The following is a 12,010-nucleotide window of genomic DNA, read 5'->3' on the forward strand; positions in this document are numbered from 1 at the left end:
TACCTTAAACGGTCGAGCGCTCGATGACCTCTTTGGCCAAGTTCCGGTACTGCTGTGTGGCCGGGGAGTTTGGTGCCCAAGTAGTAATCGGCTCGCCGGCTACCGAAGTCTCTGGGAATCGAACGGTCCGGGTAATGACGGTGTCAAAGACCTTATCGCCAAAGTAATCCACCACTCGGGACATAACTTCCCGGGCGTGCTTGGTCCGGCGGTCAAACATGGTCACTAGGATTCCCATGACCTCAAGGTCAAAGTTAATGCGATCAGAAACCTTTTCCACGGTATCGGTCAACAGCGCCAAACCGCGCAGGGAGAAGAACTCGCACTCCATAGGGATGATCACACCCTGTGAGCAAGCCAGGGCGTTGACGGTAAGCAAGCCCAAGGAAGGCTGGCAATCAATAATGATGAAATCATAATCGCGGCGCACCGGACGCAGAGCCCGGGCAAGGGTGTGCTCGCGACCGACTTCATTGACCATCTGAATTTCTGCGGCGGAAAGGTCGATATTTGCCGGCACCAGATCCAAGCCCGGTACACCGGTGTGCTGGATAGCGGAATGAATAGAGGTGTGACTATCGAGCATCACGTCATAAATGGTGTCCTCGATATCGTCATGCGTGAGACCAAGGCCTGCCGACAGCGCTCCCTGGGGGTCAAGGTCAACCAAGAGGACTTTACGGCCATACTCCGCCAAGCAGGCGCCCATATTGATGGTAGAGGTGGTTTTGCCGACACCACCCTTTTGGTTACACATCGAAATAATGGTGGCCGGCCCATGCTTCTCCAAGGGTGCGGGTTCCGGTAGCTCACGGATAGGACGACCGGTCAGCCCCACCTCTACGTCAGAGGCAGAAAAGAGACCCTCTTCGCTCACAGTCACACCTGCTTCCTTGACGCCAAGTTCCGGACCATGACACTTGGCTTAGGGTTGATTACAACGTTGTCATTAAAGCGTACCCGCTACAGCCCAAAAGTACCGAGACTTAGTGTATATCAAGTGTTTAGCGTTGACTAGAACGGCGTTTGAGGATTGCCACTAGAGCTATGAGTGCGATGAGCACCGCTGCGGCTACCCCTCCTATAATCCACCCTAGATATGAGCCGCCGTCTTCTTCTTTGGGTTCCTTTTGCTGGCGCTCATCGAGGTTTTCCGCGGCGGATTGATAGTTAGGGTCCTGTAGGGTGACGATGAGTGCGGCCCCAGAACCGTCATTGCGAAGCAACTGCATGATAAAGGGATTATCAGGCGCCTCGCCCTCCGGATAGGTCAAGGTGAGGGTTCGAGAAGAGGCGTCCACGTCGCGTTTTACGCCTTGGATGATATTGCCCTCGCCGTCAAGGTAGCGCAGCGTGACGTCGTTTTCTTGCGTGTCCTTGAACTGCTGGTAAAGGTCATAGGCCTGCTTGAGGCCCATCTTCGCGGTAATAGTATTGCCTTCAATTGTGGATTCAAGGTTGACGTATTCCGCGCCTTCCAGGTTGGCTTCCCCGGCAGGCTTGCGCTCCGGCTTTTCACCTGGAACAACCGGCAAGTTGCTATTTTCTTTCGACGGCGCAGGCTTGTCATCTCCGCCCTCGGCATCTTTTCCGGCTGGAGCATTGTCACCCCCAGCCGGCTTATTCGAGCCCGGATCCGGCGCTGGAGCTGGGGCCGGTCCGCCTTCCGCGCCATCAATTTCTTCCTGAATGTCCTCCTGTGCAACCGACCCATCGGCTACTAGCGTCAGGGTCGCATTCATACCTTGGGCAGAAACAGGAACCGAGACTTGGCCGCCTTCAGCTGGGGCGGTGATGGTAGCGGAGGTACCAGAGGCAGATACATTCCACCCGTCGCCGGAGTAGCTAGCTTCGGCCGGCACGGGCAAGCTTACAGTCGTGGTCTGACCGGCAGGAACCGAAATGGGAGCAGCAATAGCAGCTTCTACTTCCGGCGGCAGCTGCGCGTGTGCCACCGCTGGGAAAAGCAATGCGGAAGATAGCACCGCACCAGCTATACGAGTTGAAAACATAGTGGTCCTTTCTTAAGCACGAGGATGAGCAGTGCGCCAAACCTCGCGCAAGGAATCGGCAGTGACGTGAGTATATATTTGCGTTGTCGTCACCGAGGAATGTCCCAGCAATTCTTGCACGGTGCGCACATCAGCGCCGCCTTCAAGCAGGTGCGTCGCAAAAGAATGCCGCAAGGTATGCGGAGAAATGGACTTCCCCACTTGCGCCCGCTGCGCTGCCGTCTTCAACACAGTCCATGCACTTTGCCGCGATAAAGCCCCACCGCGGGTATTGAGAAACAGCGCCGGCGTCTTACCTTTGCTCAGCGCTGGACGAGCTCGCACCAAGTAGGCATCGAGAGCCTGGCGGGCATGCGAGCCCACTGGCACAACCCGCTCTTTGTCTCCCTTGCCCCGCAGGCGTATTACCTCCTGCGCGGAGGAAACGTCATCAACGGTAAGGGAGATAATTTCTGAGATGCGCGCGCCGGTGCCATAGAGCATCTCCAGCAGGGCACGGTCGCGCACATCTACTGGGGTCTCAGTAGGGGTCGCTTCAATGAGAGCGGTGACCTCGTCAACCGATAATGTCTCAGGCAAATGCTGCCCAGTTGACGGAGGGGTTACCTCAACCGCGACATCGACGTCCACTACGCCTTCTGACACGGCAAATTTATGCAGTCCGCGAGCAACGATGAGCGCTCGGTTGGCTGAGGACACCGCCATGTGTGAGCGCAGGTCTTTGAGATAAGCCTCCACCATCGGTCGTGTCACCAACCGCAGATCATCTACCCCGTTATCCCTCAGCCAGGCAAGGTAGCGGCGGACATCGCGGCGATAGTTGCTCAACGTATTGGCAGAAACGCCGCGCTCGACTGCTAGATGATCAAGCCACGTCTGCGCTATGTTTTCGAGCGCACTCACAGCTGCTTTAGGTCCGCGCCCGTGCGGCGGGAGCTCATCGAGGTCGGTCGAAGGTCGAACGGCTCCTCCACGCTGCGGGTTCTCTTGCCGCCACGCAGCACCGCGTAGGCCGCCAAGATACCGCTGCAGGCGATGGAATTGACGATGTCACCGCGCAGTACCTTGTCAACGGCCTCATCGAGGCCCACCCAGGCGACTTTCATATCGGCTTCTTCGTCACCGGTAGCCTCCATACGGGGGACGTCGGAAAGCTCCGAGGCAAGAAATACGCGAACCGCCTCTTCGCAGAAACCCGGCGAAGTCACAAGGTCCGTCAACACGGACCACGTCTGCGCGCTTAGGCCAGCCTCCTCCTGCAGTTCACGCTGGGCGCCCGTCAGCTCATCCTCACCGCGAACGTCGAGCAATCCCGCCGGCAGTTCCCACAGGCGTTTTCCCACGCTGTGGCGGTACTGATACACCATCGCAATACGCTCGTCTGAGTCCACTGCCACGACGGCCACTGCACCTAGGTGCTCGACTACTTCCCGGGAGGCAGAAACGCCACCGGGCATGACTACCTCGTCGCGGCGCAGGGCAATAATGGGGGCTTCGACAAGCAGCTGCGAATCGAGCACCTTGAAATCATGCGCCATGGGCTATTCCTTTCCCGGCAAGGCGGAGTCTGCAGTATCGGTGGCGCCATAGTCACCTTGGCCACCATCAAGTTGTTCCTGGGTGGCCAGAATGACCGCAATGCGCTCCACTGCCCGTTCGGTGCTATCGACTGTAGACAGCTCCGCGTCCTGATCCCGCACCTGGGCTAGCGCCTTATCATCCTGGGTCTGCTTGGTGCGCCCGCTCAACACCACGGACCCATTGACATCAACTAAACCGGTGGCAAATTCTGCCAGCGCGCTGGACGGGTAGCCTCGCAGGCCATTGCCAGAGACCACGATGATGGCCTGGGCAGGCACGATGGTGCCGTCCTCGTAATCAATAAAGCCCTCGTCGCGCAGCTTCTGGAGCACGTCTGCACGCTCTTCTACTGAGGCCAACGGCTTCGTGCTCTCAGGATCCAAAGACAGCGCAGTGCCTAGCACCTCACCCCCAAGGGCTCCGGCCGAATCCAAGTCCTTGATATCTGCCTTCTTAGGCGCAGTATCTTTCAAGATGGGAAGCAGCTTGTCCTTAGTTTCGGGGCGCAAGAAGTCCTTGGTCAGCTTAATCTCGCCGGCCTCGGTGGCATCGGAAGACTTCAAGAGCTTCCGGATAGCGTCCACGTCGCCGCCATTGGCGTCATCGGTGGTCACGATGAGTACTGGGCGCTGCGACAATGTCCCGTCAACCATTTCCGCACCAGAATCGGCCACGAGCTTGTCGCTAGCCTCATTCTGGGTCTGCAGAATCTTATTGTCTTGGACCACCTTGCGGTGCTCCTCGCGGATGGGATCGTCGTCCGCCATGCTGGTGGTCAAGTTCGGCGCAATCACTAGGGCGCCCAAGGCTACGCCAACCGCGGCGCCGAAGCCCAAGCCTGCTACAAGCTCAGTCTTTGCCATGCCCTATGCGCCCCCAAAGAGGCTGGACCAGGTTTCGCTAAGGTTGCTAGCAAAGTCCTGGCTGCCGCCAAAGCCGACGATGAGGATGACCGCCGCAATGGCAACCAAGATTCCCAGCACTGCCCACAGCCAGCCGAGGTTGGAGGAAGGCGCACTGTAGAGATTGATTACCGCATCAGCGTCAACCACCTTGGTACCGGCCTTGAGGCGGGACAGCACGGCCGAGGGGTTGGTGCGGTCAGCAAAGATATCATCGAGGTCTACCCCACCGCCTGCCTGCACGATGAGATCCGCGCCGTGATAATCAGCAAAAAGCAGGCCCAGGTCGGTACCTGAGTGTGTTGCTGCGGGGAAAGTCATCGCACCGATGCCGAGGTCCTGGATGCGGTCGAGGCCTTCTACCTCGCCTTCCGGGTCCGCAGGAACGATTACGCGGGCACCGCATCGCAGAGCTTCATCGCTCACGCCATTGGGATCCCCAATAATGAAGTCTGGCTTATACCCTTGGCCCAGCAACGAATCTGCCGCCGTGCCCACTGCGATCAGCAGCGGCTCATACTCGCGGATAAAGTTGCGCAGCTGCTTGAGCTGTTCGCGGTGCCTATCGGTAGGTGAAAAGAGGACAACCTTGCGGCCGGCGATTTCGGAGCCGGAGGCGGGGACGCCGAGGCCGTCGATAAGCAGCGGGCCCTCCGAGTTAATAAAATCGATGGAATTGCCAAAGAAGGATTCCATGTGGTCAATCAGCGCGCCCTGCGCCGCGGTGAAGTTCTTTTCTGCTCGCTCGCGGGTTACCACGCGGCCAGTACCGAGCGCCCTATCGCCGCTAAAGACGGTGCCGTCCTCCCCGATGCGAGCCTTTTTGCCCTCTTTGAACTCGGAAACAAAGGACTGCCCCACGCCTTCAAGGAGGGTAATGTCGGCGTCAAGCAACATGTGCGGGCCATAATTAGGGACCGTGCCGGTAGAAAATTCCGCCACGTTAATGACGGCGGAGGGCTTAAGGTCTACGAGAGTTTGAGCCTCGTGGCGAGAGATATTGGCCGCATCAATTACGGCGACATCGCCTTCACTAAACTTTTTCATCCCCTTAGCGCCTGGAGTGCAATCGCGCAGTGCACCAGGCTGCTCGGGGTTACGGGAAAACAGAGCCATGAACCCTATTGTGGCGTGATTATGGTTTCGAGTGGGCGAGGCGCGCGGAAGCCTCTTCCTGTGCGCGGTCAAAAAGCTCCTGCGCGTGCGCTCGGCCGGTCTCGGTATCGTCCAACCCCGCCAGCATGCGGGCCAACTCCTCCACGCGTTCCTCCTGTGATAGCTCGGCCACGCCAGAGGTAAATTTCTCCTTCGATACATGCAGGTGCGCATCCGCGTACGCTGCGACCTGTGGCAGGTGCGTTACCACAATCACTTGGTTATGCACCGCCAAGCGCGCCAGGCGGCGGCCGATCTCTACCGCTGCGCGCCCGCCCACGCCGGCATCGACCTCATCGAAGACCAAGGTGGCGCCGTCCTCGTCTGCCAGCACGACCTCCAAGGCCAGCATGACACGGGAAAGCTCGCCGCCCGAGGCAGCAGAGGCGATCGGCTTACCATTCAACTGCAGCTCGGCCGCGTCTGCGCCGGACTTAGAATATTTCGCCTGCGTAAGCTCGACCGTCAAGGTCGAATTTGGCATGGCCAAGCCGTGGAGCTCCTGCGTTACCTGCTCCCCCAAAGCTTTCGCCGCTTTCCGACGCCCCCTTGTCAGCTCCCCTGCCCGCTCAATCATCACCGATTCAGCGTCTTTGACCTGCTTTTTCAGCTCCTCCAGGGCTTCAGTAGAGGTATCCATAGACTCGAGCTTTGCCGCCGCCTCATTGCGCCAGGCCACGACGCCATCAATATCCCCTGCGTACTTCCTAGTCAACGTGCGCAATTCCTGCTGCCGCTGGAGGGACTTTTCCAATAGGTGTGGATCCGCCGGCAGCCCCGCCAGATATCCACCGAGCTCGCCGGAGATATCGCCCAGTTGCGACGAGATCTCGCTGAGCCGTTCGCCCAAGGCTGCCAGCTCTTTATCGGTGGAACCCGCCAATGCCGAAACCGCCCGGCCCAGCAAGGCCGAGGCAGCCTCCTCCAGCTCCTCGGTGCCGTCGATGGCAGCCAGCGCAACTTCCGCGGACTCTCGCAGCCCATCGACGTCTTGCAGCTTGCGAACCAACTGCACCAGTTCTTCATCCTCGCCGGGTTCTGGGGAGATGCCATCGATCTCATCGACGGCGAATTGCAGACGGTCAACTTCCTGCGCCAGCTCGCGGCGCTGCTCCGTGCGCCGCTTATAGTCCTTCGCTAGGCTGCGCCACTCTTTAAAGGCCTCGGTATAGCGCTCCCGCACACGGGCCAATTTCGGATCCGCACGGTCTACCGCACCCAGTTGCTCCTCGGGCGCGAGCAAACGCAGCTGATCATTTTGCCCATGCACTGTAATGAGCTCGCGCGCGAACTCGCCCAAGGTTGCAGCCGGTACCGCCCGGCCGCCTAAATAGGCCCGCGATCTTCCCGCGGCAGAGACTGTGCGTGAAACGATATACTCGCCATTTTCGTCGGGCTCTCCGCCTACCGACTCCACCAGCTCACGGATCGAGTCCTTTGCAGAGGAAAAATGTCCCTCCACTGCAGCCTTTTTCGCGCCATCGCGCACCCGGGAGGCGTCCGCGCGACCACCGGCTAAGAGCCTTAAACCAGTAACCACCATGGTCTTACCCGCACCGGTTTCACCGGTAAGCACGGTAAGGCCCGCGGATAGTTCCGCGGAGCTCTGGCTAATAACGCCCAGATCATTGATGGAAATATCGACGAGCACTATTTCTCCTTCGGCCCGCGCCACCCTTCCACGGGCAGGCGCAGCTTCGAGACTAAACGGTCAGTAAAAGGTTGGTCATCCAAGCGTACCCACCGCACCGGACGCTCGCCTCGCACTACTTCCACTCGTGCCCCTGGTGGCATCGCAAATTCGCGGAAGCCGTCTAATATCACGGTGGCTGGAGTCGTGCGCATCGTCGATTCGACGGCCACTAAAGAATTGGGCGATACAACCAATGGCTTGGTAAACAGCGCATGCGCATTATTAGGTACCACCAAAATTGCATCCAGAGAGGGCCACAACACAGGACCACCTGCGGAAAACGCATAGGCGGTGGAGCCGGTAGGCGTGGAAATCAGCACGCCATCGCAGCCAAAGGACGACACCGGCCGGCGGTCAACTTCCAAGATTGCATCCAGGACGCCGGAGCGGTTTTGGTTTTCTACCGAAGCCTCGTTCAAAGCCCAGCTGCGGCTAAGAAGGGTTCCTTCCTCATCAAAGATGGACACATCAATGGTGAGGCGGTCTTCAATGCGGTAGCGCTTTTCAATGACCCGCACCAAGGCCTGGTCGAGGGATTCAACCTCCCACTCGGCCAGAAATCCCACGTGTCCTAGGTTGATGCCCAGCACTGGAATATCTACGGCCCGCGCCATGTCGGCGGCACGGAGGAAGGTTCCATCGCCGCCTAAAACCAACACCAATTCGCACCCTGCGGCCGCATCTTCAGTGTGGGGTACATGCTTTAATCCCGGCAGTACCTTTTCGTCCGCGCACACTCGAACAGTAATTCCCGCACCTTGCAAAAGCTCCGCTGCACGCGACGTCGCCTCCAGGTTCTGCTGGCGGTTGGCATGAGGTACCAACAGGATCTCACGTGTCATTGCGGGCCTTCCTCGACTGCGCGGTCAATCATTTCTTCCACTGTAGCCAGATCTGTGGGCTGGCCGTCCTTCTTCAGCCACAGGAAGTACTCCACATTGCCGCTTGGCCCAGGCAGCGGTGATGCAACAGCCCCATGCATACTAAGCCCCAGCGACAACGCAAATTCAGCGACTTCCTTGGTTACTTCTTTGCGTAACTCCGGCGAACGAACCACGCCACCGCTGCCGAGGCGCTCCTTGCCCACTTCAAACTGGGGCTTCACCATGGGCAACAACCAAGCACCGTCCTTCAGACAATCCACAATGGCCGGCAATACCAAGCGGAGGGAAATGAAGGACAAGTCGCCTACCATGCCGTCGCAGGGGCCGTCGGTAAGCTCCAGCGTCAAATTCCGAATATTGGTGCGGTCTAAAACAGTTACGCGATCATCGTTTTGCAAGCGCCAGAGCAGCTGCCCATAGCCCACGTCGACAGACAGCACTTCCTGCGCACCGTGTTCCAAGCACACGTCCGTAAAGCCACCGGTAGAAGCGCCGGCATCGAGGATGCGGCCGTTCATGTCGACGTCGAACGCCGCCAAGGCGCCCAAGAGCTTGTGAGCGCCACGTGAAGCCCACTTGTCTTCTTCGGCTTCCTCTACCTTGATGGAAACCTCGGGCTCTACAATCGACGCCGGCTTCTGCGCCTTGAAGCCACCAACCGTGACACGGCCGGACTTAATCATCTCCCGTGCCTGCTCACGTGACCGCGCAATCTTTCGGCGCACCAGCTCCGCATCTAACCTACGACGTTGTGGGGGCATCAATTCTCCTGCAATGCATCGCGCAACACATTGTGAGCGCGATCAAGCTGATCTACTTCAGCGGCCAAATCCGCTGCGTCTTCTCCAAGGATCTCTGCTACTTCCGCATCGATCTCTGCCGGTTCCTTGACGGCTCGAAAATCGTGCGGCTTTACCGCCATTGCGCAACAACCTTTTCCGCACGCTCGCTACGCGGCTGAATATAGCGCGGCGGCGACGGCATGGCCCATGCAACTTCCAACACCGTGCGCAACGCCTGAACGGAGGTAGACTTTTCGTCGCCGCCCTCGAGCAAAAGGTCATGGCCATCGCACCGCGCCGTAAATCCACCCTGTGCCCCGGGACGAGCGACAGAGACAGGAAGGGCCAGCTCGTGCATTCCTGCGCCAATAAAGTTAGGGCGTGCCTCCACAGGAGCCTCAATCAGCTCTAACTCACCAGAAACGCCGGTGAGCACATGGAAGGTATCCATTGCAGCAGAGTTACCACCTGCAATATCAGTATCCAGACGGTCTCCCACAGCAAGTGGCTTTTTCGCGCCGATTTGCTTTGCCGCAAAAGTAAACATGGCCGGCTCAGGCTTGCCAGCAGATACCGGCTCTACCCCGGTGGCTGACTGGATGGCGGCAACCAGAGAACCATTTCCCACAGCAAGACCTCTCTCAATCGGCAGAGAGGTATCGAGATTCGAAGCAAAGAACTTGGCTCCCTGGCGGATGGCCAAGGCACCTTCAGTCAAGTGTTCCCAGCCAACCGAGCGGTCAAAACCTTGCACTACGGCAGCAGGCTTGTCATCGGCGCTGGAAACTACCTTGAAACCCATCTCTCGGGCCAAGTCACGGAGAGAATCGGCACCGATGATAAGGAGCTTCGCCCCAGCTGGGACCTCTTCTGCTGCTAGTTGGAGAACCGCTTGCGCAGAGGTAACGATCTGTTCTGTACCCGCAGTGAGCCCGATGTCCGCGAGCATCTTCGCCACTGCATGCGGGCTGCGCGAAGCATTGTTGGTCACATACACTGCCGGCACTCCGCAGGTGTTGATGACGTCCACTACGTTTGAGAGTGGACGGCCGCCTTCCCACACGGTGCCATCGAGATCAAGGAGAAGAGCATCGTGCTTGCTGAGAACCGTCACTACTTGCACTCCTCTAGGCGCTCGGCAGCATCAGTCCAGTCGCCTTCATCAATAGAAACTGCGTGCTCAAACCAATCCCGAGCCTCGTCCTTCCGGCCTGCTTCAAGCAGAGCATTACCGTAGGCATAAGCGAGACGGCATGCGCTTACCCCGCGGGCATCGCGGTCAGGATGTGCGCGCTGAATGGTGACAACCGCGGACTCAGCTTGCCCCATGTCTAGGCGGGCGCCGGCCAAAACAATTGCCAGCTCAATCGTGGACTCTTCATCAAGTTCTGATGCTTCCTCCGCACGGCCTAGCTCGAGCGCCTTTTCCGGGCGGCCCAAACCGCGCTCGCAATCAGCCATGACTGCAAGCATCCCGGGGCCACCGGAAATGCGGCGCGCGGCGCGCAGCTCAGCGAGTGCTTCCTTCCACTCGCCGGCGCGATACGCAGCGATTCCGTTGACCTCACGGGCGATAGCAACTCGGCCTGCACGATCCTTGGCAGCGCGTGCGTGGCGCAGGGCCAGCTTAGGATCGTCCTCCATCCAGGTCGCAGCCATGATCATATGCTTAGCGACGGCCTCGGAATTCTCCTTCGATAGCGACTTCAGGTCCTGCAGCACCATCGGGTCCAGGTCGTTGACATCTACCTCTGCCGGGATGTCTGGGTCACTCATGCGACGGTTAATGCGTTCCTCACGGTAACCGGAGCGCTGTGGCGAAAAAGACTTCTTCTTCCGGGAATCGCCCTTAAAATCACGGCCCTTGTTATTGCGTGGCTTGCGGTCACGTCCGCCGCGCCCATTGTGATTGCGCTCCGACATTCAGCCCTACCCTTTCTTGGTTGGAACTAGCACAGAAATACCGGCCCTATTCTACAACCCGCAAACGAAAAGCCGGAATTTAGATCCTGACGGGCTGCCGCAGCGTTACCCAAACGAAATTCATCAGATTAACCCAGACGCACACCGTTACGAAACGGATGCTACCACCAGGAACAAGCAGCGCGCCTAAAATACCGTAGACAACAAATAGCAGGCCCCACAGCGCTTGACGACGCACCCCATTCCTCAATGCAGCCCAACCGAGAAGAATCACTGCGAGCAGAATCAAGACCGCACCAGTCGCAGCATCCCACCAGCCCTCACTGCCACCTTCACACGAAATAGACAAGAGCAAAGAGCCCGGCAGCGCAGTGCCGATACCGAAAAAGACCCTAAATCCAGAAGCAACTAGCGGTCTTTCAGAAGAAAAGTCAGCCACCGCTAAATCTCCTTAAGCCGCTGCGAAAAATAATCACGGTTAAACTCTTGGTTCTCAGCGAATTCCCTGAGCACGCCTGGCCAAGTCGGGTAAGCATCAATAAGGTTCTCTGCGACATTCAATAGTGGTGAGAATGCAATCTCACCCCATCTAACGCCTATGCCTACCCGTTCGGAGTATGCTGTGCTGCTCAATGGGCCTAGAGCCCACTGCCTACCGGAAGCAGCATTCATCCATGTACCGCTGATAGCCAGTATTCGGGAAACCTTGTCTTCGTAGCTGTGCTTGGAGTTTAAGACGCCTAGCACCGCGTCGAACGGAAATTCTTTGGACCCCTGGGTGACTTGTTCTACCTGCACCGGCGATAGCTCCGCGAGCGTCTCAGGAATCGCAACCGCTTGAAACTCTTCCAGGCGTCTTCCAAATTGCCGATGATAGCCATCGAACCACATGAGCTTCCTCCCAAACTAGTGAGTGGATAAGTGTAGCGAAGATGCAATGAAAAAGTTTGCTCTTCAGAACATCATTCGTAATAGCCCTCAAGCTGGCTTCACGGACAATCGCGGTGAAACGACGATTAAAGCCGTAGAGGACCTCGGCACTCGGTAGTGCGTGTTGTCTTCTACGGCTTTATACTTG

At 58.2% G+C, this 12,010-nt stretch carries 14 protein-coding genes; all 14 read right to left on the reverse strand.

All coding sequences use genetic code 11. From position 1 onward, the window contains the following. Positions 1 to 4: 4 nt before the first annotated feature. Complete coding sequence (locus QKD99_RS10590) at positions 5 to 877, reverse strand: ParA family protein (protein ID WP_239278878.1); 873 nt, start codon at positions 875 to 877, stop codon at positions 5 to 7. A gap of 127 nt (positions 878 to 1,004) precedes the next feature. Then, positions 1,005 to 2,012, reverse strand: a complete 1,008-nt coding sequence (locus QKD99_RS10595; protein ID WP_239278861.1) for a hypothetical protein — start codon at positions 2,010 to 2,012, stop codon at positions 1,005 to 1,007. A gap of 12 nt (positions 2,013 to 2,024) precedes the next feature. Next, positions 2,025 to 2,915, reverse strand: a complete 891-nt coding sequence (xerD, locus tag QKD99_RS10600) for a site-specific tyrosine recombinase XerD (protein WP_347951407.1) — start codon at positions 2,913 to 2,915, stop codon at positions 2,025 to 2,027. Further along, on the reverse strand, positions 2,912 to 3,550 hold the full coding sequence (locus QKD99_RS10605; RefSeq protein ID WP_347951408.1) for an NUDIX hydrolase: 639 nt from the start codon (positions 3,548 to 3,550) through the stop codon (positions 2,912 to 2,914). Before QKD99_RS10605 ends, xerD begins: the two co-directional genes overlap by 4 nt. Positions 3,551 to 3,553: 3 nt before the next feature. After that, positions 3,554 to 4,456: a copper transporter gene (locus QKD99_RS10610; RefSeq protein ID WP_347951409.1), complete on the reverse strand. Its 903-nt coding sequence runs from the start codon at positions 4,454 to 4,456 to the stop codon at positions 3,554 to 3,556. Positions 4,457 to 4,459: 3 nt separating this feature from the next. Next, on the reverse strand, positions 4,460 to 5,611 hold the full coding sequence (steA, locus tag QKD99_RS10615; RefSeq protein WP_347951410.1) for a putative cytokinetic ring protein SteA: 1,152 nt from the start codon (positions 5,609 to 5,611) through the stop codon (positions 4,460 to 4,462). Between the two features lie 19 nt (positions 5,612 to 5,630). After that, entirely contained in the window at positions 5,631 to 7,301 is a 1,671-nt protein-coding gene (gene recN, locus QKD99_RS10620; RefSeq protein WP_347951411.1) for a DNA repair protein RecN, read from the reverse strand. Beyond that, on the reverse strand, positions 7,301 to 8,185 hold the full coding sequence (locus QKD99_RS10625; RefSeq protein WP_239278867.1) for an NAD kinase: 885 nt from the start codon (positions 8,183 to 8,185) through the stop codon (positions 7,301 to 7,303). Before QKD99_RS10625 ends, recN begins: the two co-directional genes overlap by 1 nt. Continuing rightward, complete coding sequence (locus QKD99_RS10630) at positions 8,182 to 8,988, reverse strand: TlyA family RNA methyltransferase (RefSeq protein WP_239278868.1); 807 nt, start codon at positions 8,986 to 8,988, stop codon at positions 8,182 to 8,184. The genes QKD99_RS10625 and QKD99_RS10630 overlap by 4 nt, the downstream gene beginning before the upstream one ends. Then, a complete protein-coding gene (locus QKD99_RS10635; RefSeq protein ID WP_005324658.1) occupies positions 8,988 to 9,149 on the reverse strand; it encodes a hypothetical protein in 162 nt (53 codons plus the stop codon). Before QKD99_RS10635 ends, QKD99_RS10630 begins: the two co-directional genes overlap by 1 nt. Then, on the reverse strand, positions 9,140 to 10,123 hold the full coding sequence (locus QKD99_RS10640; RefSeq protein ID WP_239278869.1) for an HAD-IIA family hydrolase: 984 nt from the start codon (positions 10,121 to 10,123) through the stop codon (positions 9,140 to 9,142). The genes QKD99_RS10635 and QKD99_RS10640 overlap by 10 nt, the downstream gene beginning before the upstream one ends. Beyond that, positions 10,123 to 10,932 carry a tetratricopeptide repeat protein gene (locus tag QKD99_RS10645; protein WP_284766430.1) on the reverse strand — a complete coding sequence of 270 codons (810 nt, stop codon included), beginning with the start codon at positions 10,930 to 10,932 and terminating at the stop codon, positions 10,123 to 10,125. The genes QKD99_RS10640 and QKD99_RS10645 overlap by 1 nt, the downstream gene beginning before the upstream one ends. A 79-nt stretch (positions 10,933 to 11,011) precedes the next feature. Next, entirely contained in the window at positions 11,012 to 11,371 is a 360-nt protein-coding gene (locus tag QKD99_RS10650; protein ID WP_284766429.1) for a hypothetical protein, read from the reverse strand. Positions 11,372 to 11,373: 2 nt separating this feature from the next. Further along, complete coding sequence (locus QKD99_RS10655; RefSeq protein ID WP_284766428.1) at positions 11,374 to 11,823, reverse strand: hypothetical protein; 450 nt, start codon at positions 11,821 to 11,823, stop codon at positions 11,374 to 11,376. Between the last annotated feature and the right edge of the window lie 187 nt (positions 11,824 to 12,010).

This window comes from Corynebacterium sp. c3Ub_189, assembly GCF_039907195.1.
Classification (GTDB): domain Bacteria; phylum Actinomycetota; class Actinomycetes; order Mycobacteriales; family Mycobacteriaceae; genus Corynebacterium.